The organism is Paenibacillus sanfengchensis (genome assembly GCF_036864765.1).
Lineage (GTDB): Bacteria > Bacillota > Bacilli > Paenibacillales > Paenibacillaceae > Fontibacillus > Fontibacillus sanfengchensis.
This window is the reverse complement of sequence record NZ_JBAGJC010000002.1, coordinates 47,589-74,289: the sequence shown is the minus strand read 5'-3', so window position 1 is coordinate 74,289 and position 26,701 is coordinate 47,589. Positions and strand designations below refer to the sequence as shown.

The window sequence follows — 26,701 nt, the reverse complement described above, 5'->3', positions numbered from 1 at the left end:
GAATGAAATATTCAATCTATATAGGTTGAACTAAAGAATTGGCGATAGGCGAGGATGTGAAATGGTTTCGGAGATACGATGCTAACATCCACGATTGTAGATATAAAGCGCCACCGTCGGAGTCTACACACTAACGGGAAAACCTCCCGTTAATATATCGCTCATGACCCTTGGATCGGATTTAGCTGGAAAAGCTCCATCTATTTCGCGGCCTAATTGCCGATATACACAATTTCAGGCGAATTAGCGGGAGGTTTTCCAGCTAAATCGCCTCTGCAACCGCATAGGCACCAAATTAACGGGAAGAATTCCCTTTAATTCAAACCAAAGAATTAAGAAAAGAATCCTTTACACGCATGTCTAATATGCAGATTCTAGTTCAACCTATCTAGAGTCCCATTAGGAAGCGTTACATGCAGGAAAAGATGCAAATCTGCAGGAATTAAGCGCCTTTTTGATAAAAGCTATTTTTTCAGAAAATTCCTGTAGAATTGCAGCAATCTTGTAAATTACTGTACTGCTCGGGAAAAACAGCAGATATGCAGGAATTCTATTGTGAATAAGTGATTCGGTGCGCGAAAGCTGCAGCTGCGGTCGCGTACAGTCCGATAAAGGGTGTATTTTGCTAAAAATGATATTGTGAACCTTGAGAGGGGGAGAACGGGAGTGAGAATCGTACTGGAAGGCGGTCAATTGTCCGCCGGAGCGCCGGGGATCGCGGTTAAACGGACATTTGTCATGAAATGCGGGGGCAGCACGCTGGAGGAACTGCCGGATTCGTTCTACGAGGACTTGGCCGGACTTCAGGAGGACGGGATTCAACCCGTAATCGTCCATGGCGGCGGGCCGGCGATCTCCGAGAATTTGGGCAAACTGGGGATTGAGTCGCGTTTTGTGAACGGGCTCCGCTATACCTCCGAAGAGGTGCTCGACGTGGTGGAGATGGTGCTTGCGGGCAGCATCAACAAAAAGATCGTTCGCCGGATCGGGCAAGCGGGCGGAAAAGCGGTCGGCTTGTCCGGTGTGGACGGCGGCCTGATTCAGGCGAAGCCGGTCGTGAACGCCGCGGAAGTCGGACTTGTCGGCGAGGTTACCGGCGTCAATGCCGAGCTGATTGAAGGTGTGGCGGAGCTCGGCTTTATTCCGGTCATTGCTCCGGTGGGCATGGATGGCGGCGGACAGCGCTACAACATCAACGCCGATACGGCGGCCGGGGCTGTCGCTTCGGTGCTCGGTGTGCAGCGGATGATCGTGGTGACCGATGTGCCGGGCATTTTGAAGACGGTGAACGGGGAAAAAAGAGTGCTCCCGACGGTGACCGTCCAGCAGATCGAGGACATGATTCATACCGGTGAAATTTACGGCGGCATGATTCCGAAGGTCCGGGCGGCCGTTGCCTGCATCAGCGGTAAAGTGAACGAAGTCGTTATCGTCGACGGCAGTGTGCCCGGCGTGCTGGGCAAGGTGCTGGCCGGAGAGGCGATCGGTACGAAAATCGTGCGTATGCAGTAAGCATCTTGGAACGTATGCCAAGGAGAAGGAGATGGAGAAATGACGCAAAGCGCATTGTTTACGACCTATGCCCGCTATCCGCTGAATCTGGTCAAAGGGCACGGAAGCTGGGTCTGGGACGATCAGGGCAACCGGTATCTGGACTTCATGAGCGGCCTGGCCGTCACTAATCTGGGGCACGCTCCGGAGAAAGTCAAAGAGAAGGTCAAAGCCCAGCTCGACGAGCTGTGGCATATTTCAAACCTGTTTCAGATTCCCCAGCAGGAAAAAGCGGCGCGGTTGCTTACGGAAGTCAGCTGCGCGGATGCGGTCTTTTTCTGCAACAGCGGGGCGGAAGCGAACGAAGCGGCCATCAAGCTGGCCCGCCGCTACCATCAGAAGGTGAAGGGTGCGGACCGCTATGAAATCATTACGTTCGAGCAGTCCTTCCACGGCCGGACCCTGGCCACGCTGACCGCCACCGGCCAGCAGAAAGTGAAGGACGGGTTCCTTCCGCTGCCGGAAGGTTTCAAAACGGTGCCCCTGCATGACCTGGACGCGCTCCGGGCGGCGATCGGGCCGAAGACGGCGGCCGTCATGCTGGAACTGGTGCAGGCCGAGGGCGGCGTGTACCCGGTGGAGCGCGAGTTTGTTCAGGGGCTTGCGGCGCTCTGCAAACGGGAAGGGCTGCTGCTGATCCTCGACGAGGTGCAGACCGGCATGGGCCGGACCGGAACCTGGTTCGCGCATCAGCAGTACGGCGTGGAGCCGGATATTTTCACCACGGCCAAGGGGATTGCCAGCGGACTTCCGGCCGGCGCGATGCTGGCGAAGGACTACCTGCGCGAAGCGTTCACGCCGGGAACGCATGCCTCGACCTTCGGCGGCAACCCGGTTTCGGCGGCGGCGGTGATCGCCACGATCGAGACGATGCGCGAAGAGCGCGTGCCGGAACGGGCGGCGGAGGCGAGCGCCTATTTGATGGAACAGCTGCGCGGGGCCTTGGCGGATCAGCCGTTCGTGAAAGACATTCGCGGCCTTGGCTTGATCATCGGCATCGAGTGTGCCGGTCCGGTCGGAGAGATCGTGATCGCGGGCCAGCAAAACAAGCTGCTGTTCGTGACCGCCGGGCCGAACGTCATCCGGCTGCTGCCAAATTTGCTCGTGTCGCGGGAGGAAATCGACCAGGCGGTGGGGACACTGACCGATTTGATCGCCGACCATGCCGCCAAGGATGCCGTAAAGGAGGAAATGAAATTATGAGCCTGACGGAACAGAAAAAATTCAATCTTACCGGACGCGATTTTCTGGAGCTGGATGACTACTCCACCGAGGAGATTCAATACTTGATCGAGCTGGCGATCGAAATCAAAGCCAAGCAGAAGCGCGGTGAGGCTTATCAGTCGCTGAAGGGGAAAACGATCGGGCTGATTTTTGAAAAATCGTCGACCCGTACTCGCGTGTCTTTTGAAGTGGGGATGTACCAGCTCGGCGGCCATGCGCTCTTTTTGAGCAAAAATGATATCCAGTTGGGCCGCGGTGAGACGATCGCAGATACGGCGGGCGTCATGTCCCGCTACCTGGACGGGATTATGATCCGCACCTTCGGCCATGATAAAGTGGTGGATTTGGCGCGGTACTCCACGGTTCCCGTGATTAACGGACTCAGCGATCTGGCTCATCCGTGCCAGGTGCTGGCGGACTACCAAACGATCTATGAACATAAAGGCGTGCTGAAAGGGCTCAAGCTGGCCTATATCGGCGACGGCAATAATATGGCGAACTCGCTCATGATCGGTGGAGCCAAGCTCGGCGTGCACGTATCGGTGGCGAGTCCGGAAGGGTATGAGCCGGATGAGCAAGTTGTGGCGGCCGCGCGGGAAATTGCCCAAGCGACGGGAGCGGTCATCGAGGTGCTGCGCGATCCCCGGGAAGCGGTGAAGGATGCCGATGTGATTTACACCGACGTCTGGGCCAGCATGGGGTTTGAGGAAGAGCAGAAGGCCCGCGAGGCGGCATTCGCTGCTTACCAGGTGGACGAGAAACTTGCCGGGTACGCCAAGCCGGATTATTTGTTTATGCACTGCCTGCCGGCGCATCGCGGCGAGGAAGTCAGCGAGGGCGTCATCGACGGCGGGCATTCGATTATTTTTGACCAGGCGGAAAACCGGCTGCATGCGCAAAAAGCGCTGATGGCGGCTTTGATGGGATAAAAGGAGGATTTACGATCATGGCAAAGGAAAAAATCGTATTGGCGTATTCGGGCGGCCTGGATACGTCGGTGATTTTGAAATGGTTAAAAGAGACTTACGACGCGGAAATCATCGCCTTTACGGCGGATATCGGACAGAAGGAAGAACTGGACGGGTTGGAGGAAAAGGCGCTGGCCACCGGAGCTTCCAAAGTATACATCGATGACCTTCGCGAAGAATTCGCCAAGGACTTCATTTATCCGATGTTCCAGGCTGGAGCGCTCTACGAGGGGCAGTATCTGCTCGGTACGAGCATCGCCCGTCCGCTGATCGCGAAGCGCATGGTGGAGATCGCGCGGGCCGAAGGCGCGACGGCGATTGCTCACGGCGCTACGGGCAAGGGCAACGACCAGGTGCGCTTCGAGCTCGCGGCGGCGGCGCTGGCGCCGGAAATCGCCGTGATCGCCCCTTGGCGGCTCAGCGAGTTCCGCGACCGGTTCCCGGGCCGCGCGGAAATGATCGCCTACGCCGAAGCGAACGGCATTCCGGTGACCGCCTCGGCCGCCAAGCCGTACTCGATGGACCGCAACCTGCTGCATATCAGTTACGAGAGCGGCGTGTTGGAGGATCCTTGGTTTGACCCGTCGGCGCCGGAGAACAAGGAGATGTTCCTGCTGAGCGCCTCCCCGGAGGATGCGCCGGACCAGCCGGAATACCTGGAGCTGGAATTCGAGCAGGGCAACTGCGTCGCGCTGAACGGCGAGCGGCTGGATCCGCTCCGCGTCATGGAGAAGCTGAACGAACTGGGCGGCAAGCATGGGATCGGGCGCGTTGATATGGTGGAGAACCGCTTTGTCGGCATGAAGAGCCGGGGCGTATACGAGACACCGGGCGGCACGATTTTGTTCACGGCCCACCGCAAAATGGAGTCGCTGACGATGGACCGCGAGGTCATGAACCTGCGCGACAGTTTAATTACCCGTTACAGCACGCTCGTATACAACGGGTTCTGGTTCGCCCCGGAACGGCTTGCCCTGCAGGCCCTGGTTACCGAGAGCCAGAAGAACGTGACGGGCACCGTTCGCGTCAAGCTGTACAAGGGCAATATTATTGCGGCCGGCGTAAAAAGTCCGGTAAGCTTGTATAATCCGGACATCGCGACGATGGAAGCCGATCCGACCCAAGCTTACGATCAGGGCGACGCGACCGGGTTTATCCGGTTGAACGCGCTGCGTTTAAAAGTGGGATCGGGTGTCGAGCAGAACAAGCAATAGATTTTTCACAACGTTTACTATACACAATTTTAGATATAAAGCACCGCCGTCGGAGTTTAAGCACTAACGGGAAAACCTCCCGTTAATGTACCGCTCCTGGCGCTTGGATCGGATTTAGCTGGAAAAGCTCCATCTATTTCGCGGCCCGACTATCGATATACGCAATTTCAAGTGAATTAGCGGGAGGTTTTCCGGCTAATTTGCCACTGCAGCCGCATAGGCACCAAATTAACGGGAAGAATTCACGTTAATTTTGAACAACCGAATTAGCTGTAGGCAAGAGTGTGAAAAGAACCTTCGGACCGCTGCCTGATGTGCAATTCAATAAGTTCAACCTATACGGGGCGTTTAACAATGGCGATAAACAGATTGATTTCAGAGCGTATAGAACTAAGGAGTGAATCAGGTGAGCAAGCTGTGGGGTGGACGTTTTACGAAGCAAACGAACCGTCTGGTGGAAGAGTACACCGCTTCGATCGGATTTGACAAGGCGCTGGCGGAGGAGGACGTACAGGGAAGTCTGGCGCATGTGACGATGCTGGGCAAATGCGGCATCCTGCCGGCGGACGACGTGGACAAAATCAAGGACGGCCTCCATGCCGTCCTGAACAAAATCCGTCGGGGCGAGTTGGAGTACACCGTTTCGGACGAGGACATTCACATGAATATCGAGAAGCAGCTGATCGACGAAGTCGGCTCGGTCGGAGGCAAGCTGCATACCGGACGCAGCCGCAACGACCAGGTGGCGACGGATATGCACCTTTACTTGCGCAAACGGGTCGTCGAATTTGCGGGACTGCTCCATGATCTCCAGGAGGCGTTGATCGGACAGGCCAAGGCGAACCAGACCACGATCGTTCCTGGGTATACCCACCTGCAGCGAGCGCAGCCGATCTTGTTCGCCCATCATTTGATGGCTTACGTCTCCATGTTCCAGCGGGATATCGAGCGTTTGCAGGACAGCTACAAGCGCATTAACGTGCTGCCTCTGGGCGCCGGGGCACTGGCGGGCACGACGTTTCCGATCGACCGTCATTTCGTGGCCGAACAGCTGAATTTTGGCGCGGTCTACGAGAACAGTTTGGACGCGGTCAGCGACCGGGACTTTATCCTCGAATTTTTGGCCGACGCCTCCATCTTGATGATGCACCTGTCGCGGCTTAGCGAGGAGCTGGTTCTGTGGAGCAGTACCGAATTCCGGTTTATCGAACTCGATGATGCCTTCTGTACGGGCAGTTCCATTATGCCGCAGAAGAAGAACCCGGACGTGCCTGAACTCGTGCGCGGCAAAACGGGCCGGGTCTACGGTAACCTGATGGGCCTGCTCACCGTGTTAAAGTCGCTGCCGCTTGCCTATAACAAAGATATGCAAGAGGACAAGGAAGGCATGTTCGACACGGTGGCTACCTTGCAGGGAGCGCTGCAGCTGTTCGCCCCGATGATCGCAACCATGAAGGTGAACGGGGAGCGGATGCGCGAAGCGGTGAACAAGGATTTCTCCAATGCGACGGATATCGCCGATTTCCTGGCGGGCAAAGGGCTGCCGTTCCGGCAGGCGCATGAGGTCATCGGCAAAACGGTGCTGTACTGCATTCAGAACGGGAAGTTTTTGCTGGATCTGACGCTGGAGGAGTTCAAACAGTTTTCGCCCCTGTTCGACGAAACGATTTATGGGGTGCTTCAGCCCGAAGCGGTCGTCAACGCGCGGAATGTATACGGCGGAACCGCCTCGGATCAGGTGGCGGCGGCGATTGCCCGGGCCGAAACGAAGCTGGCGGAAACGGGCGAATGGGTTCGGACCTATATGGAAAAAAGCAAATAATCCATCGGGCGGGGAACAGCCTTCGTCTGCAGCATTGCTGCTGACGGAGGCTGCTTTTAGTTTTGCGATGAAAATGAAATAAAATTTTCACTTTTATTTTCAAAAATATATAAAAAGATAGTCAATTTTTGTCGAAATAATGTTATATAGCTCACTGTAATTATAAGGTGGGCCAGCTGAGGCCACCACCGCGGTAGCACCTGGGATATTTTACAAGAATCATTGCCGCTTTACCGGCCTTATATTTATCTGAAGTACATACAAAGTAGAGACTTACTGAGAGAGAGGGAAAAAAGTATGAAGACGCTATTTAAGCGTATGAGAACTCTGCTGGAAATTCGTACGCTGCGCAACCGGATGCTTCTGCTGTTTGCGGTAACATTGATCATCCCGAATCTGGTGATCGCCTATTCCAGCTTGAACAGTGCCAGCGGACAGCTGCGCGCCAAGATGGATCAAAGCACCGAATCGAACGTCAAGTTGGTCAACGACTTGCTAGGCCAAATCGTGGAAGCTGAGGTCAGAAACGTCGAGCAGCTCGTTATGGAGCTAACCTCGCAGGGGATTGAAGATAAATCCCCGGAGCTGCGCAAGCACATCGAGCTTTTTATGGAGAAGCATCCCGAGCTTGAGCTGATGACTGTAGGCACGCAGAGCGGAGCCTGGATGAAAGCTCCGGATCCGGGGCAGGAGGATTACGATCCGCGAAAGCGGGACTGGTTCAAGAAGGCGCTCGCCGCGCCGAATGAGACGCTGATTCTCGATCCGTTCACGTCTGCGACGACCGGCAACTACAATTTGTATATCAGCCGGGCTTTGCCGGATGGACAAGGGGCGATCACGGTCTCCTTGAACATGGCGGAGCTGAACAAAAAAGTGGCCAGCTTGCGGTTAGGCAGTAAAGGTTACATCTACATCATGGACGCAACGGGCAAAATCGTGGCCGATCCGACCGCAAAAAGCGGGGAGCCTGCCACCGGGGACCAGGTGGCCAAAATTCTGGCCGGCCAATCGGGTTTTCTCCATTATACCAGCCCGTTGACCGGAGAACCGCAAAGCAGCTACTATACGACGAACGAGCTGACCCGCTTCAAAATCGTCGGGCTGCTGGAGACCAATGAGTTTACCGAAGCGTCGATGCCGATTTTCTGGACTTCGCTGGTCGTATTGGCCGTGTCCCTGCTGGTGGCCGGCGTGATCTTGTTCTTCGTCATCCGCAGCATCACCCGTCCGATCGAAGCGCTGAATCTTTCCGCAAAGCGGGTGGGCGAAGGCTATCTGAACGAGCAGGTGATCACCAAACGCCGCGACGAGATCGGGCAACTGGCGGGCAATTACAATGAGATGGTCAGCTCGATCCGCTCCATGGTGCTCGGCATTTCGGAGCTGTCCAGCCAGGTTGCCGCTTCCAGTGAGGAGCTGACGGCCGGAACGGAGCAGAACTCCAAGGCGGTCGAGCATGTGGTGAACCTGGTGCAGGAGACATCAGAGGATGCGGAGAGACAGGCCGCGATGTCCTTGGAAAGCGCGAAGACGATGGAGGAGATGTCGCTGGGCATCCGCAAAATCGCGGAAGCATCGGGCAACATCGTGGAATCCTCGCGCCATACGGAGGAGGACGTGAGGTTCGGCAGCGAGAAGGTTAGTCATGTAAGCGAGCAAATGGAGGAAATCCGGCGTTCCACGCGGGTGTCGGCGGGCTTGATGCATCAGATGAATGAGCTGAGCGCTCAAGTGGCCGGCATGAGCAGCGCCATCTCCGAGATCGCCAACCAGACGAACCTGCTGGCCCTGAATGCGGCGATTGAAGCGGCTCGGGCGGGCGAGGATGGCAGAGGCTTTGCGGTCGTGGCGGGCGAAGTGCGCAAGCTGGCGGAGCAGTCCCGGGGGACGGCCGAACGGATTCAGGACAGCATCGGGCAGATGACCGAATTGACGGCCAAAGCCTACGAGGTGATGAACCGCGAGGTCAACGAGAGCGTTGAACGAGGCATTTCCGTCACGGAGGCGGCGCGAACCGCGTTCCAGCAAATCGAGGCTTCGACGAAGCAAATCGCCGAACAGATTCATGAGGTCTCGGCCATTACGGAGCAAATGTCGGCCAGCGCCGACGAAATTGCCGCATCGGTGACCCAAATGGCCGATACCTCCTCGAGAAGTCTGGAATCGTTCCAGAGCGTAACCGCGGCCACACAGGAGCAGTTGGCTTCGATGGAGGAAATCTCCTCCGCGTCGGACGGCTTGGCCCGGATGGCGGCGGACATGCATGCCCAAATCGATCATTTTAAATTGGAATAGACGTTTTCAGGGAAAAGCGTGCTATCGGGGTCCCAACTCAGCTTGGGGCCCGGGGCACGCTTTTTTTGACTGGAAAATTAATTTACGGGAAAAACTCCCGTTTTCTCGTATGAGCCGGAGGCCAGCCCTCCCTTTGAAGCCAGTCAGGTGAATAAGGGTCTTATGCGGCGCTATTTTGTCGAATTCGTATGAACTGGTTTCGGAGTTACGTTGCCGACATCCACAATTATAGATATAAAGCCCCAGCGTCAGAGTCCACATCATTAACGGGAAAATCTCCCGTTAAAGTACCGCTCTTGGCTCTTCGATCTGATTTAGCTGGAAAAACTCCATCTATTTAGCGGCCCTATTGCCGATATAGACAATTTCAGGCGAAATAGCGGGAGGTTTTCCAGCTAATTCGCCTCTGCAGCCGCATACGTGCTATATTAACGGGAAGAATTCCCTTTAATTCAATGAGTTGCAGGTGAAGAGTGGGAAAAGAACCCATTACAACGTTGTCTAGTGCTCCATCAGACATCGCGTTAGGAGAAAATGAGAATCCGCTGCTTCAACTATAATTTGGAGTTAGTGAGATACTCGAAAAGTACGCAGTCTCAAGCCCACAGATATCCAAATCCGCATTAAGCCCACGGCTATCAAGGTGCCTAGCGCACTACCAACTCCAACTCTAACTCCGAAATATGCAAATCTGCAGGTATTTCTAGCGGTTTTAGAGAAACGGGCCTATTTCGTGTAAAATTCCTGCAGAATTGCAGGAATCCTGAAATTTTTATTCCAAACAGAAAAAAAACATACACATATGCAGGAATTCTATGTTATCAAGGTTGTCTGACGGGGACTAGTATGCAAATCATTAGTTCAAACTATATAGCGGATTTTTAGGTCCTTATTTTGGGGCTCGTAACCGTAAAATAAGCCCCTTTTTGATCGCGGTAATTCCGCCGCAGTCGAATTGGACCGCAATAGTGCCCTAAGAGAGAGGCCGCTATTTACGACGGGCGGCTAGTGAATTTAGCGGCAGTGAGAACCGCTCGTTTACAACGTAACAATGTTATGTTACATTAAAAAGCAAGAAAGGAGTCTGGTGATGACGGAGGAATTGATCTCAAAGAAGGAATTGCTTGATGTCACAGGAATCTCTTATGGCCAGCTGTACCGTTGGAAGCGGAAAAACCTGATCCCGGAACATTGGTTCATCCGCAAATCTTCCTTCACGGGCCAGGAGACCTTTTTTCCCCGGGAGAAAATAATGCGGCGCATTGACCGGATATTGAACATGAAGGACGACCTGTCGCTCGATGCGTTGGCGGATGTATTTTCCCCCAGCCCGGGAGAAATCAGCCTGAGTGTTGGGGAAATATTGGAACGAAACATTGTGTCGTCGGTTTCTTTGAACCTGTATTTGGAAACTGTGGAGTCGGTACAACAGCCTATTCTCGGCTTTGAAATAATATTAAAGATTTATGTGCTCGACAAGCTGCTGCGCAGCGGGGACATTTCTTTGGATGAGGGGCGGATCCTGATCCGGACGCTGGAGGCGTATTTTCCCGGAAAAACCGGCAGGGAATGCGGAATCAGGCTAACCCGGAAGATGGGAGTGGCGGCTTTTATGCTGGTGCCGGGCGACGGAGAGGTTTATTTCGACAGTGAGGTTAAAACGGTAGCAAGGTTGTCCATGCCGGCTTGCACCGAAGAATTGAAATTAAGAATGGGCGGGAGTGAAGGCGCGTGAGCGACTTGAAAATCAATGGCCTGGGGCAGGCCGTTGGAGGAACCTACGGAAAGATCAGCATCGACGGGATCGGGACTCTAAACGGGGATACGGTTTGCGATTCCTTGACGGTGAACGGTACGTTGAAGGCGAAGCAATCGATTCAAGGCGGCGACATCCGCGTTAACGGCAGCAGCTCGGTCGGCGGTACGGTCGAAGGCGGACGTTTGCGGGTGGACGGCACGCTCAAGGTTGGCGGGGACGTTCGCTCAGAGCGGATGGATATCAACGGGATGCTGCGGATCGGAGGCGGCGCTGTCGGTGAAATTCTCGAGATCGATGGCGGCTTGAAAGCGGTCGGGAATGTGGAATTTGAAACCGTGCAGGTGTACGGCGGCATCCAGGTCGGTGGCATGCTGAACGCGGGAACGCTGGAGATCAAGATGGCGGGAGTTTGCCAGGCCCGGGAGATTGGAGGGGAACGGATCCGGGTAGAGGCCAAGAAAGGGTCCCGGAAACTGCTCGCGCTGTTTTCGTCTTCCCTGGGCGCCCGCCTGAGGGCGGATGTGATCGAGGGCGACGATATCGTGCTTGAGGATACCACGGCGGATGTGGTACGGGGCAGCCGAGTGCGGATCGGCCCGGGGTGCGAAATCGGCGTTGTCGAGTACAGGCACGTATTTGAGGCGGATCCCAAGGCGGCGGTAGGAAGAGCGGTGCAACTATAAACGTTTTTTTTATCAAAGGAGGTTGGGGAAGATGCATGAATCCACCCGTGAACCGCAACAGGCGGACATGAAGCTGGTCGGCAACAATACGGCGAGCGGAGGCGTATACCGGAACGTAAGCATTACCGGAGACGTGGAGATTGGCGGGGGTGTCGATTTCCGTTCTTTCAAATGTATCGGGAATGCCAATGTGGACGGAAGCTTGCGCGGCGGAGAACTGAAGACGACGGGGAATCTGGGGGTAAAAGGCTCGTTGGAGGCGGCCCGCATCAGGCTTACCGGGGACATGGAGGTAAAGGGTGCACTCACCGGAGAAGAGATCCATATTTTTGGGGGATGCGCGGTAAAGGCCGGAATCCAGGGGGGACAATTTCATTTGAAAGGGTCGCTCCAAAGCGAGGGTATGCTGAATGCCGAGCATGTAAATATCCGTTTGCTGGGCAGAAGTACAGTTGGCGAGATCGTCGGAACCCGCGTGGAGATCAAGCTGCATGCCTCGCATAAATGGGTGCCCTGGCTGCCTCTCAGGGACGCTCCGGAGCTTGCGGCTAACGTCATTGAAGGGGATATCGTTTATTTGGAAAATACGGTGGCCAAAGCGGTCCGCGGCGAACAGGTGACGATCGGTCCGAACTGCCGGATTGAACTTGTGGAATACCGCACCGGATTTCATCAGGATTCGTGTTCTGAAGTGGCGCGTAGTGTGCGGCACAGCGAAAAATAGAGGTATTGGAGAAAAAACGCCGGAATCCCCTCGTCTTTTTCGGAGAGACGTGAGAATAGCGGCGTTTTTTTGTGATACCCGTCTGCAAAAAAATTAAGCGGGATTAACATACCCTTTTCGCCCGGCCGCATATCCCATCACGATGGTGAGCAGGGAGAGGGCAGTAATCGTCGCAAGCGGGACTGTCCATCCGCCGCTTTGATCGTGAAGGAAGCCGAATAGCGTCGGCCCGACCGCGGCGAGCAGGTAGCCGATCGACTGGGCCATACCGGACAATTCGGCAGCCTGGTCGGCCGAGTGGGCGCGAAGCCCGAAGAACATGATGACCAGGCTGAAGGTTGTGCCGCAGCCGAGGCCGATCAGCATGATGAAGAGCATGGCCAAGGATGCGGGGCCGAGCCATACCCCGGCAAAACCGGCCAGGAACAGGGCGGAGGAAGCGGCGGCGAGCCATTTTTGACTCTGGGTACGCGCCGCGATCAGCGGCATGGTAAAGGAGCCGACCATGCTGAGCAGTTGCATGATGGACAGCATCCATCCGGCCTGCTCCATGCTCATGCCCCGTTCATGCAGAATTTCCGGCAGCCAGGAAATGCCGATATAGAACATGACCGATTGCAGGCCCATGAACAAGGTGACTTGCCAGGCGACCCGGGAGCGCCAGACCGCTCCGGATTTCCGATAGGGTCCTGCCGGGGCGCCTGTGCTCTTCCGGTTGGCGGCGTACCGGCGCACCAGCGGAATCCAGACGAGGGCGGTCGCCGCCGAGAGCAGGATCCAGAAGCCGAGCGCCCCGCGCCATCCCAGAAAAGTCCGGGCCAGCGGCATGCTGACGCCCGAGGAAATGGCCGACCACATGTTCATGAAAGACGTGTACAGCGACGTCATCAGACCGATCCGCAGCGGAAAATCCCGCTTGATCACGCCGGGGACCAGCACATTGGCGACGGCGATCGCACTGCCGACTAGCGCGGTACCGCCGAACAGGGCGGGAACGGACGGCAGGGAACGAAGCAGGATCCCTCCGGTCATGATGACCATGCAAACGAGCAGCGTCGATTCGCTGCCCCAGCGCGCCGCCAGCCGCGGCGCGGCCAGAGCGAATACGGCGAAGGCGAGCAGCGGTAGTGTGGTCAGCATCCCGGACAGGGTATGCGACAGGCCAGTGGCGCGCTGGATCTCGCCGATCAGCGGCCCCACGCCCGTGATCGGCGAGCGCAGCGTCGCTGCCGTGAGCAGGATGGCCGCGACCGCCAGAGCCGTTCCAGCGCCGCGCGGGAGGTTGCCCGCTGCGGGTGATGGGGCCGGATTGGACTCGGCCGGCGTTGAATCGGGCATTTTACCGTTTGCCGAGTTGTCGGCCGATGCGGTAACTGAAGGAGAAACTGGTGCTGCTGTGCTATTCGTCGAAATAGACTCCTCTTTTTGAAGGAGATCGGGAATCGTTGGATTAGACTTCATTATGAGATAAATCCTTTCTGTGTAATTCTGCTTGATCCTGAGCCGAACATCGGAAATCAGGTGGGTTTACCTTACCACAAGAGAAGAAAATTAATCAACAGCAGCTTCCATCCCTCGTCAGGGACTTCAGACAATGACGGAGTAGGGTGAGCTTGTGGAATTGCGGGAGACTATTATGGTAAAATCTGTGGTGAAATAAGGTTAAATCGAGAATGGTGAATATTTGGAGAAGAGTCGTGGAGCACACGCCTTTTGCCGCGGAGATAGAAATCCCGGGCAAGGGGCGTTTTTTAATGGCGAAAAGGAGGTAAATCGAATGGCATTCCTGGAGGCGCACGAAGTTTATATGAAAGAACACTTGGCAGTGAGGGAGAGGGAACGGGAGAGAAGGCTGCTGGAAGGGCGCGGTTATGGTCCCCACTGGAGGAATGTCAGCCGCATCCAGTTTTCCGATCATTGCCGGAGGCAGAACGATTTGGTGATCGATGGCTGGAAGGTGCTGAGATTCTCCTATACGATGTCAAAGATAGCCCCCGCCACTGCCAGCAGAAAATCCAGCAATTTCTCGAGCGCTGGCTCGGTGAGGACAAGGCTGGGCCGGAGACGGATTGCTGGAAAAGGAGGTCGTCCGACTGTTTATGCGGACCGGCCGTCCTTTAACGCCGGGGGAGGTAGGCCGGCATATGGGGTTCGGTGAGAAGAAGACCAGGGCGGTGCTGTTCAGCCTGGCCCGAAAAAAATGGATCCAGCCCCATAGCGGCAAGGAGCGAATTCGCTCATACCGGCTGAGTTTGGAGGGGCGGGATCTCACTTTCTGATGTGGAACAGGGAGCGTGCGAGCGGTTTCCCTTGTGGAGCCATTCAATAGGATAAGTGCCTTTTGGGGCGCTATTTTGTCGAATTCGGCTCGTCAGTGTGAAATAGCGGCCTTTTGGGGCCTTGTTTTTGGAAAATACGGGCCGGAACCTGATTTCAGGGGCCGAAGCAGGCAAATAAGGCCGTTCTGGACTGCTATTATTCCGGCGGTACCGAATCGGCCCGCAATAGCGCCCCAAAACGTCGCTATTGCGGGCGGCGGTGGCGGCTAGGGGAATTGCGGAGCGCCGACGCCGTCCTCCAGCAGAGCGGGAGGACGCCCTTCCGCCGCCGGCGGCTTGCCGCTGCCCGGCGTGCGGCCGCCTTCGCGGGCGTTTCCGCCGCGCTGCGCGTCACGCTCGGCGCGCGCATCGCCAGCACCGCCCGCGTCGTCCGGCGCCGCGCCTGTGCCGCCGCCCGCGCCGGGCGGCACGGCGATTACGTTCGGCTGCGCCGGGTACGTGTCGCGCGACAGCCGGATGCGCTCGGCGATCCGGCCGTCGACGTATTTGACCCGGTACGTGTCGACGACGAACCCGGGTTTGCCCCTGACGATGACCTTGCGGCTTCCGGCGGGCAGGGCGGGATTTACGACATATTTATTTCCGGCGGGGAGGATTTTCGCTGTCTTGGATTCCATGTCGTAAAGCACGTTCCCGGGGATGTCGCCGAACAGCTTGACGGTCAATCGGCCGCTGTCCGTCCGGGCCGCGATCAAGAGGTGGTTTCCGGTCGTGTTCCGGAAACGGAAATTGATGTGGCCCTCGGCGAAAGTAGCGTCCTGTCCCAGCGGGATGTATCGGACAGGCACGGAGTGGTTGCGCCGCTCGACGATGTCCAGCCCGGCGCGGACCGCCGCGTTGTACAGCGTGCTGGACACCTGGCAGATGCCGCCGCCGACGCCGGGCACCAGGCGGCCGCCGAAGATCACCGGGGCTTCCCGGAAGCCGTACTGCTCCTCGGCGGCGCGGACGATCGCCGCGTAGTCGAACACGCCGTCCGGCGGCAGCACCAGGCCGTCGAGAGCGCGGGCCGCCGCGTCCACGTTGTGCACCCGCCCGGCAACGCTGGCCCCTAGCCCGGTCGAGAATTCGGCGATTTTGCGCCGGATGCCCTGCCGCTTGAGGGACTCGACCGTCACGGCGGGCGGCACTTCGGTCAGCGGCAGCTGTACCGAAGCGAACACGCCTTCCGCGAGGTCGCCGGGCGTGCCCAAACGTCCGGCGCCGCTGCCTTCGGCCTCCTTTGCGGCTTCGAGCATGCGCCGCTGCAGGAGGGGCCAGTCGATGCGCCGGACCGATGTGCCGGGCGAATAGCTGATGGAGTCGTCCGGGTGGATCGTGCGTACGGCGTTTACAGGGCTGCCGAACTGCCGTTTTTCCCAAGTCGGACTGAAGGTCCGTTTTAAGGCGGGAGCATGGAACGAAGTTTGCAGCGCCCATTCTTTTTTAAAATGGAATCGCGCCCGGGCCCGCTGCCATATCCCTCCCTCGGAGAGGGAGCTTAATCCGGCGCGGAAGCCCGGGGCGCTCCAGGTGATTCCCGCCTTCCGCCAGGACAGCACGATTTCCGTATCGACAAACTCCACTTGCCGCTCCTCCAAATCGGCGATTCGGGCTTCCAGCAAGTGAAGCGCCTTTTCGGCGGGGAGGCCGCCGAGCCGGAGAGAGCCGACCGCCGTGCCCGGCGGTATGAGATCCCGCGATCCATAAAGCCATAGACCGCCATAGAACAAAGCGGCGGCAAGTGCCAAGCCCGCGGCGGCCATCCATATCCGCTTGGATTTTTGCATGGAACCTCCTTTTCCGATCCGAACTTCTTTGCGATCAGGTTGTACAACCATATATATGTTTCTACTTCAGGAAACTTTCGGGTACTCAAGTGGTAACATATTTGTTACAATAGGTAACGGACTGATGAAATGGCTCGCCTTTTAAAGGAATTGGCGAGATGATGTCGAATGTACAACGTGGTAAAAAAGACAGCTTCGTCGAATTATCAACTAGGGTTTGGAATCAAGTTTAGGACGTGATCTAGTGATAGAAATGCAGGACATATGGAAGACGTACCCGAACGGTACGCATGCTTTGAAGGGCGTCTCGGTCAAGATTGACCGCAACGAATTTGTCTACCTGGTCGGCCCGTCCGGAGCGGGTAAATCGACCTTTATGAAGCTTATATATCGGGAAGAAGTCCCCACCAAAGGGCAGATTTCCGTCAACGGTTTTAATATCGGTAAGCTGAAACCTCGCAAAATTCCTTATGTTCGCCGGAATATCGGCGTTATTTTCCAGGATTTTCGCTTACTGCCCAAGCTGACGGCTTATGAGAATGTCGCTTTTGCGCTCGAGGTGATCGAAGCGCCCAAGAAAGTGATCAAGAAGCGCACGATGGAAGTGCTCGAGCTGGTCGGGTTGAAAAACAAAGCCAACCGTGACCCGTCCCAGTTGTCGGGGGGAGAACAGCAGCGCGTGGCGATTGCCCGGGCCATCGTTAACAACCCTTCCGTCATTATCGCGGACGAGCCCACAGGGAACCTCGATCCCGAAACCTCCTGGGGCATTATGCAGTTGCTGGATGAGATCAACTTCCGGGGAACGACCATCGTTATGGCCACCCATAACAAAGATATCGTGAATACGATGCGCAAGCGCGTTATCGCGATCGAGCACGGCAACATTGTCCGAGACCAGCTGAGAGGGGATTACGGTTATGAGTTTTAACACCCTCCTCAGACATTTGCGGGAAGGCGCCAAAAACGTGTTCCGGAACGGGTGGATGTCGGTAGCGTCCATTACGTCGATTATCGTCTCTCTGTTTATTTTGGGCGTATTCATAATGCTCGTGCTGAACGTCAATTCTTTTGCCGACGCGGCCGACAGCCAGGTGGAGATCAGCGCTTACCTCAATCCGGATGTGGATCAGGCGACCCGGGAGAAGCTGCAGAACGACATCGGCTTGATGACCGAGGTCAGCCGGGTCACTTTGATTCCGAAGGCGGAAGGCTTAAAGGATTTCAAGAAGAAAATGGGCAACGAGATGAAGGATCTGCTCGAAGGATATGACGATAAGACCAATCCGATCCCCGATACGCTCAAAATCGAGGTGGTTGAACCGACGACGGTGCCTTACGTGGCCAGCAAAATCAGCGCCTTGAGCGATCAGTATCCGAACGACCCTATCTACAAAGTAAGATATGGACAAGGTACGATTGAGAAATTGTTCAAAATCACGAAAGCCATCCGCAACATCGGGTTCGCTTTTGTGGGCGGTTTAGCGCTGATGGCGATGTTTTTGATCTCCAACACGATCCGCGTAACGATTCTGGCCCGGCGCCGGGAAATCGGGATTATGAAGCTGGTCGGCGCAACGAACATGTTCATCCGATGGCCGTTTTTCGTGGAGGGGGCCTTGATAGGATTCGTAGGTTCCGCCATTACCATAGTGTTATTGTTTTTTGGATACAATCAGTTGGTGGATTCCGTGAAAGCGGACATAACGCTGGCGTTTCGACTCATTCCGATCGGTGAAATCGGCTTGCAGGTGGGCGGACTGTTGCTCGGCCTCGGGCTGTTGATCGGGATTTGGGGCAGCACCATGTCCATTCGCAAATTCCTGAAGGTGTAGTCGGATAGAGTTTAGTACCTTTAGAAAAGGACGGGGAAACGATTTTGAAAAGATGGATATCCATTGTTGCCGTAATCGCTTTAGCCGCTGCAATTTTTCAACCTACTGAGGGTTTTGCCAAATCGAAGACGATCAGCCAGATCGACAAGGAGCTGAAACAGCTTCAGGAACAGGCCAGACAGGCCAAGAAACAACAGGAGAAAGCGGTGGAACAAAAACAGTCCGCCCAGCATTACGTGAACAAGAACAAGGAATACTTGAATACCGTACTGCAGCAAATCAACACCGTCAGCAATGAGTTGGCCCATATTTCGGTGGACATCGAGAATACCGAGCAACAACTGCGGGACACCGCCGTCAAGCTGGAGGAGACCAAAGCGCGGATCGCCGAGCGTTCCGATCTGTTGGACTCGCGTGTCCGTCTGATGTACACGGATGGAGCGGTCTCCTATCTGGACGTACTGCTGTCTTCGACGAGCTTCACGGATTTCCTGGAGCGGGCCGATTCGCTGCAGGCCATCGCCAACCAGGATCATACGCTGCTGGAAGAGCACAAGCATGACCGGGAATTGCTCGTTCAACAAAAGGCACAGTTAAACAACGAGTACGACAAGGTGAAGAAGCTGTACGCTGACGCGGAATCGCGGAAGAGCATTCTGGAGCAGAAGGAAGAAGAGAAGCAGCAGCTCATCGCCAAATATTACGCGGAGATCGAAGAATCCGACGATATCAGCGAGGACCAGGAGAAATTGCTCGTGGAGCTGGCGACCAAACGGGCTTCTCTGGAAAAAGAGAAGAACAAGCTGAAAGCGGCTCAGGTATATACCTATAAGCGTAAAAAATCCTCGTCCTCCTCGTCTTCTTCGGGTTCGTCGTCCGGCGGATTTCAGGGAAGCGGTGGCTCGATGGGGCTGCCGGTCACGGGAGCCCGGCTGTCTTCGGGTTACGGAAGCCGGATTCACCCGATTACGGGCAAACGGAAGACGCATACGGGGATCGACCTCGCGGCTCCCCAAGGCACGGATATCCACGCCGCGGAGGGCGGTGTCGTCATCGTCGCCGAATGGTGGAGCGGCTATGGGAATACGGTGATTATCGACCATGGCGACAATGTATGGACCTTGTACGGCCATATCCGCAACGGCGGGATCAAGGTGGAAAAGGGACAGCAGGTGAAGCGGGGCGAAAAAATCGCCGAGGTCGGCAGCACGGGGAACTCCACGGGGCCGCACTGCCACTTTGAAGTTCGGATTAACGGCAATCCGGTGGACCCGATGCCTTATTTATAATAAAATAGAAATGCCGATTAAAAACGGATCGTTGTCCGCAAGGGCGGCGCATCCGTTTTTCGTTCATGTAGTTTTATAAATAATCCGTACAAGCCGGACATATACTATGGGACGTTCTATTTTTTGGCAGGAAATTCAGAAACCGAACAAACACAGGCGGTGAAGTTAATCATGTATAAGAAACGAACAGTCGTATTTCTCATTGTCGTATCGATGCTGATCAGTTGCTTGTTTACGCTGTCTTTAACGGGTCAGTTGAGCTTTGCGGACACGGGACCGGCGCGGAGCGGGATTTTTGCCGACACGGCGGGAAGTACGACCAAAGCCGGGATTAAGAAAATCGAGACCGCGATGGAACTGGTCAAGTCCAATTATGTGGAAGGCGTGGATCAGCAAAAGCTGGTGGACGGCGCGATCGACGGGATGATGAACGCCCTCGGCGACCCGTTCTCCTCCTATATGGGGCCGGAGACCGCACAGCAGTTTTCGGAGCAGATAGAAGGTTCTTTTACCGGGATCGGGGCCGAGGTTTCAATGGAAAACGGCAATGTGGTCGTCGTCTCGCCGATCAAAGGTTCGCCGGCCGAGAAGGCCGGGATCAAACCCAAGGATATTTTGCTGTCGGTGAACGAGGAGTCTTTTGAAGGCTTGAGCCTGAATGAAGCGGTCTCCAAAATCCGCGGACCGAAAGGAACGAAAGCAAAGATCAAAGTGAAGCGGGCCGGCTCGGCCAATACGCTGGAATACACGATCGTCCGGGACGACATCGCGCTGGAAACCGTACGCGCCCGCTTGGAGAAGGGCGGCGTCGGCGTCATTGAGGTCACCGAGTTCTCGATGAACACCGCGGAACGTTTCCGCAAAGAGCTGGAGAACCTGGAGAAACAGGGGATGAAGGGCCTGGTGATCGACGTCAGAAACAACCCGGGCGGGGTGCTCGATATCGTCATCGACATGGCGGAGCAGTTCGTGCCGAAGGGGAAAATGATCGTGCAGGTCGAGGACAAGAACAAGCGCCGCGGCAAGACGGAGTCCCGCGGAAGCGGAAAGAACTATCCGGTTGCGGTCATCACCAACAAGGGCAGCGCGAGCGCGTCCGAAATTCTGGCCGGCGCGCTGCAGGAATCGGCCGGAGCCAAGCTGATCGGTGAAGCCACCTATGGCAAAGGTACGGTGCAGACGAGCTTCAACAAGGAGTTCGGCGACGGCAGTCTGCTGAAGGTGACGATTGCCAAGTGGCTGACGCCTAACGGCGAATGGATTCACAAAAAGGGGATTCAGCCGGATGTCGCGGTTTCCCAGCCGGGATATTTTTCCGTAGCGCCGATCAATAAGGAAAAAACGTTCAAGTACGATATGCTCGGCGAAGACATCAAGAGCGCACAGACGATGCTGCAGGGCCTGGGCTATGAACCGGGCCGGACCGACGGGTATTTCAGCAAAGCGACGGAGAACGCGCTCAGGAAGTTCCAACAGGAGCAGAAGCTTGAAGCCACGGGTGTGCTGGACGCCAAGACGGCCGAAACGCTTGAAGCGGCCTTGGTGAAAGAAATCCGTGATCCAAAAAATGACAACCAAATGAACCGGGCGATCGAGGAGATTCGGAAGGAAATCGAAAGCCCGGTGTCGAAGAAATAAGAAGGCTGCTTTCCGGCCTTCTTTTTTTCTGTGTACAGGGCGGAAAAAACGGCATCGCGGAAGCTCATCATCGGGGAAAAGGGAGTGAACTCTTGTGGAGCTATGGCTGGAAGGATTGTGGAATTTGATGGAAGCGGGAGTACAACTGCTCTTGCAGCCGTTTTACTATATTTCGATCATTTTAATTATGCTGTTATACCGCAGGCAGGTGATGTTGGAGCGCAAGCTGTTCCATGTCCGGCTTCACGGCTGGTTGGGCCAGACCTGGCGCACCGTACTCGGCGGCCTGCTCGCGGGTTTGGGCGTCTCGCTCGTTTCCGCGTTTATCGGCATGACGCTGACCGTGGAAGGGATGCTGTGCATCTGGGTCGCCGCGATTTTGCTGCTGCTGTTGCGGGTGCGCTATCTTTGCCTGGCTTACTCGGTCGGATTGCTTGGTGTGGTTCAATTCGGACTGAATCTGTTCCCGGGGTTTACGGGCGGAGGCTGGGTGGAAGCGTGCGTAAGCGCGGTTCGGGAACTGAACATCCCGGCGCTGCTCTGTCTGGTCGGCCTGCTTCACCTGGCCGAGGGGCTGCTGATCCGCTGGCAGGGGGCTTCTTTTGCCGGGCCGTTGTTCTTTGAGGGCAAGCGCGGCAAGCCGGTCGGCGGGTACACGATGCAGAGCCTGTGGCCGGTGCCGCTGCTTCTGCTGATCCCGGCGCAGACGGCGGGCGGGGTCCTGCCTTGGACCCCGCTGTTCGGGGGGGAAGCCTGGCAGGGCGGCTTCGCCATGATGGCCCTGCCGGTCGTCATCGGCTTCGCGGAAGTGACGACCGGCCTCTTGCCGCAGCAGAAGGCGCGGGTGACGTCAGGCCGGCTGCTCGGCTACGGGCTGATCGTCATCGCGCTGGCCCTGCTGGCGAACTGGTGGGCACCGCTGACGCTGGTGGCCGCGCTGGCCGCATTTGGGCTGCACGAGGCCCTGGTCTGGTTCAGCCGGCTGGAAGAACAGCAGCGCAGCCCGCTGTTCGTGCACCCGCAGGGCGGGCTGAAAGTGCTGGCCGTGCTGCCGGGCAGTCCGGCGGAGGAGCTCGGCATCCAGGCCGGGGAGACGATCGTGCGTGTGAACGGCGTGCCGGTTCCCACGAAAGAGGAGCTGCACGCGGCGTTGCGCATCCAGTCGGCCTTTTGCAAGCTGGAGGTCCGCAATCTCGCGGGCGAGAGCAAGTTCCTCCAGCGCGCGATCTACGCCGGCGAGCATCACCAGCTCGGCGCGATTCTGGCGCCGGACGAGCAAGCGCCGGCGACGGTTCGGCTGCAGCTGCTCTCGCTGCTGCAGCTGGTGAAGCCGCGCCGCGGCGCGCCCGCCGCCCGGCGCGGGGAGGCGCCCGCCGCCGAAGGCGAGGCGGGCGTGAGCGACGCCGCCCGCTAGCGCGCGTCGCGGGCGCTCACGCCGAATTAGCTGGAATTTCTCCCGCTAATTCGGCGTTTTTTGCGTCACTGCCCAAACTAGCTGGAAAACCTCCCGCTAATTTGGGCAGTGGCAAGGAATTTCGCCTTACGGCGGAAAAATAACTGGAGGTATTCCAGTTATTCCTGCCCCGCAGGCGGCTTACACATGAATTAACGGGAGTTTTTCCCGTTAATTCTGCCCAAACTAGAACCCCCCGTCCAAACTGGACGGGGGGTCATATTCGTTACTGCTGCAGCTGCCGCAGTACGGTGATTTCGACGCGGCGGTTTTTTTGCCGGCCCGCCGCGGTGGCGTTGTCGGCGGCCGGGCGGGTATCCGCGTACCCGGCGTATTGGAAGTCTTCCGGGTCGAGCTTCTCCCGGTCGAGGAAAAACCGCAGCACCGACAAAGCCCGCTCTCCCGACAACTCCCAGTTGTCCTTGAAATCGGAGCCTTTGCCGATCGGGAGGTTATCCGTATGGCCTTCGATGCTGATCATCGTGTCGAGCTGGCTGAACAGGCTGGCCAGTTTGGTTAGCGTTTTGGCGGAGTCGGGCTTCAGCGCGGCTTTGCCGATATCAAACAGGAAGCGGTCGCTCAGGGTAATGGAGATCCCCTTGGGCAAATCCGCTACCTGAATTTGATCCTCTAACTGGTTCTCCTTCACATAGGCTTCGATAAGACCCATCAAGTTTTGCAGTTCCTCCTCCTGTTTACGGAAGGCGAGCTCGCGGTCGGTCAGCGGTTTCTGCGACAGATCGCCGCCGTTCTGCTCCGGTTGGCCGGAGGTACTCTTCCCGTTTTGCCCGTTCGGACCGCCTTGCCCCGGACCTTGCTCTCCTTGCCCGGCGGAGTCCGTAGGGGGATTTTTAAAAGCGTGGCGATCCTCGCTCCCGAGGACACCGGTGCCTTTCTCAATCAGCGAGTCCCCATTGCTGAACGTGAGCTGCAGGGATTGCGTGACGATACCGTATTTCTCCACGTCCAGGCGGCTCATCGCATACATGACAACGAAAAAAATAAGCAGCAGCGTAATCAGATCGGCATAAGTGATCAACCAGCGGTCATGATTTTCCTTGCCGTCCCGCCGGCCCCGGCGCTGCGGTCTCGGAGTGCGGCTCATACGCTTTTCGTCTCCCCGGATTTCGCCACATCGTGGCGCGCACCCGCTATGTAGGATTCCAGCTTGCGCCGGACGAGGACCGGATGATCCCCGTTTTGCAGCGAAAGCACGCCTTCGAGCATCATTTCCATTCGGGCTACTTCCTCCTCGCCCCGGTCTTTGAGTTTGGAAGCGATCGGGAGGAAGATCAGATTCGCGCAGGCTACCCCGTACAGCGTGGCCGTAAACGCGAGGGCGATGGACGGGCCGAGCGCGGTCGGCTCGCTCAGACTGCCGAGGACGTGAATGAGGCCCATAACCGTCCCGATGATCCCCATTGTAGGGGCATAGCCTCCGGCGGATTCAAAGATTTTCGCATACCCTTCATATTTATGCTGAATGGCGTCGATTTCCAAATCCATAATTTGCTTAACCATGCTCTGCTCCGTACCATCCACGACGAGTTGAATGCTTTCCTTCAAAAAGGGGTTCGGGTGTTCCGCCGCTTTTTGCTCCAAAGCCAGCACGCCTTCGCGCCGTGCGATCGTCGACATGCCGACAAGATTCTCGATCAGCTCCGTCGTGTCCTCGTTGCGTGAGGTGAAGGCCAAGGCCAAGGCGCGCGGGACGGTTTTCAGTTTGGCGAGCGGGTAACTGACCATGACGGCGGCCAGCGTACCGCCAAGCACGATGACGGCCGAGGCGATCTGCATGAGCCCGCCGAGTTCTCCTCCTTCCCACATAAATCCGCCGATCAGCGCGGCAAGTCCAATAATGAGGCCCAGAATCGTTGCAATATCCATCGACTGTTAAACAACTCCTATTCCATGACTTATCGATTGCATCCCATTTCTAAACAAGGTATAATCAATGGGAACACTCATTCTTATTTTTGGGGATGAGCCAATAAAAAATGAGACTTCCCTGTATATCTTCAATTAAGAGATGAGAATACAGGTTAATATAAAGTGCCTGGTCCAAATCTACTGCATATAAGAAGTACATTTTCCATTTTAGACGATAAGGGTGATGTGGACAATGAGTGAAATTGTCTTAAGCAACAATAAATTCGAGCTGATTTCGGAATTTTCGCCACAGGGCGACCAACCGGGGGCCATCGAGGAATTGGTCGAGGGTGTAAAAATGGGTAAAAAGCACCAGACGCTGTTGGGAGCCACGGGTACAGGAAAAACCTTCACGATCGCCCAAACGATCGCCAAGCTCGGAAGGCCCACTCTGGTCATCGCCCATAACAAAACGCTGGCGGCCCAATTGGCCAGCGAATTCAAAGAGTTTTTCCCGAACAACTCCGTAGACTACTTCGTAAGTTACTATGACTACTACCAGCCGGAAGCCTACATTCCATCCTCCGACACCTATATCGAGAAAGATTCCAGCATTAACGAAGAGATCGATAAGCTAAGACACTCCGCGACCAGCTCGCTGTTTGAGCGGCGGGACGTCATTATTGTGGCCAGCGTGTCCTGCATTTACGGCCTCGGTTCGCCGATGGAGTACCGCAACCTTGTTCTTTCGCTGCGTGTGGGGATGGAGAAATCGCGGAACCAGATTTTGAGCCGCCTGGTGGATATCCAGTATCAGCGGAACGATATTAACTTCGTGCGCGGGACGTTCCGTGTCCGCGGCGACGTGTTGGAAGTCTTCCCGGCTTCGAAGGGCGAGCAGGCGGTGCGGGTCGAGTTTTTCGGCGACGAAATCGAACGGATTACCGAAATCGACGTCCTGACCGGAGAATTGGTCGCGGAACGCGATCATATCGCCATCTTCCCGGCTTCGCACTTTGTGACCCAGGAAGAGACGATGCGGATCGCTCTGATAAATATCGAACGCGAGTTGGAGGAACGGCTAGAGCTGTTCCGGTCCCAGGGCAAGCTGCTGGAGGCGCAGCGGCTGGAGCAGCGGACCCGCTATGATATCGAAATGATGAAGGAAGTCGGGTTCTGCTCGGGCATCGAGAACTATTCCGGACCGCTCACGTTCCGCGAACGCGGAGCTACGCCTTACACGCTGCTGGATTATTTTCCGGACGACTTTCTGATCGTGATCGACGAATCCCATGTGACGCTGCCGCAAATCCGCGCGATGTACAACGGTGACCAGGCCCGCAAAAACGTGCTCGTCGACCACGGCTTCCGCCTGCCTTCGGCGCTCGATAACCGGCCGCTCAAATTTGAAGAGTTTGAGGAGAAGGCCGGGCAGCTTATTTATGTTTCGGCGACGCCGGGGCCTTATGAAATCGAGCATTGCAATACGATGGTAGAACAGATTATCCGGCCGACAGGCTTGTTGGATCCGATCATCGAAGTGCGTCCGACGAAGGGTCAGATCGATGATTTGATCGGGGAAATCCGGGAACGGATCGACCGGGATGAGCGGGTGCTGGTGACGACGCTGACGAAGAAGATGTCGGAGGACCTCACGGATTATCTGAAAGAAATCGGCATTAAGGTCCGCTATTTGCACTCGGATATCAAAACGCTGGAGCGGATGAGCATCCTGCGCGACTTGCGCCTGGGGACGTTTCATGTTCTGATCGGGATCAACCTGCTGCGGGAAGGCCTGGATTTGCCGGAGGTTTCGCTGGTGGCGATCCTGGATGCGGATAAAGAAGGTTTCTTGCGCTCGGAGCGGTCGCTGATTCAGACGATCGGACGCGCGGCGCGGAACTCGGAAGGGCGCGTGCTGATGTACGGCGACCAGATTACGGAATCGATGGACAAAGCGATCAAGGAGACCGAGCGGCGCCGTTCCATTCAGATGGCTTACAACGAAAAGCACGGGATCACGCCGCAGACGATCCGCAAGAAAGTGCGTGACGTCATCGAGGCGACCCGGGTGGCCGAAAGCAAGAGCGATTATCTGGCCGGCGCGACGAAGGGCAAGATGTCCAAGCGCGATCGCGAGGCATTGATTGGCCGCATGGAGAAAGAAATGAAAGAAGCCGCCAAAAACCTGCAGTTCGAACGGGCTGCGGAGCTGCGTGACGCCATTATGGAACTAAAGGCGGAATAAGAGTGGGGAGATGAAACC

The 26,701-nt window shown here is 56.4% G+C and carries 20 protein-coding genes; 16 read left to right on the top strand and 4 right to left on the bottom strand.

The genetic code is table 11. From position 1 onward, the window contains the following. Nucleotides 1-738: 738 nt before the first annotated feature. The 9 genes from argB (at nt 739) to V4U84_RS03755 (ending at nt 12,243) form a co-directional block, all read left to right on the top strand. On the top strand, nt 739-1,512 hold the full coding sequence (argB, locus tag V4U84_RS03795) for an acetylglutamate kinase (RefSeq protein WP_334072719.1): 774 nt from the start codon (nt 739-741) through the stop codon (nt 1,510-1,512). Nucleotides 1,513-1,551: 39 nt separating this feature from the next. Then, nucleotides 1,552-2,754 (top strand): aspartate aminotransferase family protein, encoded by a 1,203-nt coding sequence (locus tag V4U84_RS03790; protein WP_334072129.1) that lies wholly within the window; start codon nt 1,552-1,554, stop codon nt 2,752-2,754. Next, nucleotides 2,751-3,704 (top strand): ornithine carbamoyltransferase, encoded by a 954-nt coding sequence (gene argF / locus V4U84_RS03785; RefSeq protein ID WP_334072128.1) that lies wholly within the window; start codon nt 2,751-2,753, stop codon nt 3,702-3,704. The genes V4U84_RS03790 and argF overlap by 4 nt, the downstream gene beginning before the upstream one ends. A 17-nt stretch (nt 3,705-3,721) precedes the next feature. Next, nucleotides 3,722-4,957: an argininosuccinate synthase gene (locus V4U84_RS03780; protein WP_213507776.1), complete on the top strand. Its 1,236-nt coding sequence runs from the start codon at nt 3,722-3,724 to the stop codon at nt 4,955-4,957. A gap of 406 nt (nt 4,958-5,363) precedes the next feature. Next, nucleotides 5,364-6,779 carry an argininosuccinate lyase gene (gene argH, locus V4U84_RS03775; RefSeq protein WP_334072127.1) on the top strand — a complete coding sequence of 472 codons (1,416 nt, stop codon included), beginning with the start codon at nt 5,364-5,366 and terminating at the stop codon, nt 6,777-6,779. Between the two features lie 297 nt (nt 6,780-7,076). After that, the gene (locus V4U84_RS03770; protein WP_334076788.1) at nt 7,077-9,077 is read left to right on the top strand and encodes a methyl-accepting chemotaxis protein; all 2,001 of its coding nucleotides are present in this window, start codon (nt 7,077-7,079) and stop codon (nt 9,075-9,077) included. A 1,090-nt stretch (nt 9,078-10,167) separates the two neighbouring features. Beyond that, entirely contained in the window at nt 10,168-10,812 is a 645-nt protein-coding gene (locus V4U84_RS03765) for a YhbD family protein (protein ID WP_334072125.1), read from the top strand. Then, the gene (locus V4U84_RS03760) at nt 10,809-11,519 is read left to right on the top strand and encodes a bactofilin family protein (RefSeq protein ID WP_334072124.1); all 711 of its coding nucleotides are present in this window, start codon (nt 10,809-10,811) and stop codon (nt 11,517-11,519) included. Before V4U84_RS03765 ends, V4U84_RS03760 begins: the two co-directional genes overlap by 4 nt. A gap of 31 nt (nt 11,520-11,550) precedes the next feature. Further along, nucleotides 11,551-12,243: a hypothetical protein gene (locus V4U84_RS03755; protein WP_334072123.1), complete on the top strand. Its 693-nt coding sequence runs from the start codon at nt 11,551-11,553 to the stop codon at nt 12,241-12,243. A gap of 93 nt (nt 12,244-12,336) precedes the next feature. Here the strand turns inward: V4U84_RS03755 and V4U84_RS03750 are convergent, their stop codons facing one another. Next, the gene (locus V4U84_RS03750) at nt 12,337-13,704 is read right to left on the bottom strand and encodes a CynX/NimT family MFS transporter (protein ID WP_334072122.1); all 1,368 of its coding nucleotides are present in this window, start codon (nt 13,702-13,704) and stop codon (nt 12,337-12,339) included. Between the two features lie 608 nt (nt 13,705-14,312). Here V4U84_RS03750 and V4U84_RS03745 point away from each other — a divergent pair. Continuing rightward, nucleotides 14,313-14,522, top strand: coding sequence for a hypothetical protein (locus V4U84_RS03745; protein ID WP_334072121.1), 210 nt, complete (start codon nt 14,313-14,315; stop codon nt 14,520-14,522). Nucleotides 14,523-14,788: 266 nt separating this feature from the next. Here the strand turns inward: V4U84_RS03745 and V4U84_RS03740 are convergent, their stop codons facing one another. Continuing rightward, nucleotides 14,789-16,351, bottom strand: a complete 1,563-nt coding sequence (locus V4U84_RS03740; protein WP_334072120.1) for a VanW family protein — start codon at nt 16,349-16,351, stop codon at nt 14,789-14,791. Nucleotides 16,352-16,595: 244 nt separating this feature from the next. Here V4U84_RS03740 and ftsE point away from each other — a divergent pair, with 244 nt between their 5' ends. From ftsE to V4U84_RS03715, 5 genes are all read left to right on the top strand, one after another. Continuing rightward, entirely contained in the window at nt 16,596-17,282 is a 687-nt protein-coding gene (gene ftsE / locus V4U84_RS03735; RefSeq protein ID WP_334072119.1) for a cell division ATP-binding protein FtsE, read from the top strand. Next, entirely contained in the window at nt 17,272-18,186 is a 915-nt protein-coding gene (gene ftsX, locus V4U84_RS03730; protein WP_334072118.1) for a permease-like cell division protein FtsX, read from the top strand. Before ftsE ends, ftsX begins: the two co-directional genes overlap by 11 nt. Nucleotides 18,187-18,230: 44 nt before the next feature. Beyond that, entirely contained in the window at nt 18,231-19,475 is a 1,245-nt protein-coding gene (locus V4U84_RS03725; protein WP_334072117.1) for a murein hydrolase activator EnvC family protein, read from the top strand. Between the two features lie 171 nt (nt 19,476-19,646). Further along, on the top strand, nt 19,647-21,113 hold the full coding sequence (locus tag V4U84_RS03720; RefSeq protein WP_334072116.1) for a S41 family peptidase: 1,467 nt from the start codon (nt 19,647-19,649) through the stop codon (nt 21,111-21,113). Between the two features lie 127 nt (nt 21,114-21,240). Then, the gene (locus V4U84_RS03715; protein ID WP_416367210.1) at nt 21,241-22,527 is read left to right on the top strand and encodes a PDZ domain-containing protein; all 1,287 of its coding nucleotides are present in this window, start codon (nt 21,241-21,243) and stop codon (nt 22,525-22,527) included. A gap of 265 nt (nt 22,528-22,792) precedes the next feature. Here V4U84_RS03715 and V4U84_RS03710 read toward each other — a convergent pair whose 3' ends face one another. Both V4U84_RS03710 and V4U84_RS03705 read right to left on the bottom strand, forming a co-directional pair. Next, nucleotides 22,793-23,671, bottom strand: coding sequence for a flagellar motor protein MotB (locus tag V4U84_RS03710; RefSeq protein ID WP_334072114.1), 879 nt, complete (start codon nt 23,669-23,671; stop codon nt 22,793-22,795). Then, on the bottom strand, nt 23,668-24,453 hold the full coding sequence (locus tag V4U84_RS03705; protein WP_334072113.1) for a flagellar motor protein: 786 nt from the start codon (nt 24,451-24,453) through the stop codon (nt 23,668-23,670). The genes V4U84_RS03710 and V4U84_RS03705 overlap by 4 nt, the downstream gene beginning before the upstream one ends. A 235-nt stretch (nt 24,454-24,688) precedes the next feature. Between V4U84_RS03705 and uvrB the strand changes: the two genes are divergently transcribed. Then, nucleotides 24,689-26,683, top strand: coding sequence for an excinuclease ABC subunit UvrB (gene uvrB / locus V4U84_RS03700; RefSeq protein WP_334076787.1), 1,995 nt, complete (start codon nt 24,689-24,691; stop codon nt 26,681-26,683). The last annotated feature ends 18 nt before the right edge of the window (nt 26,684-26,701 follow it).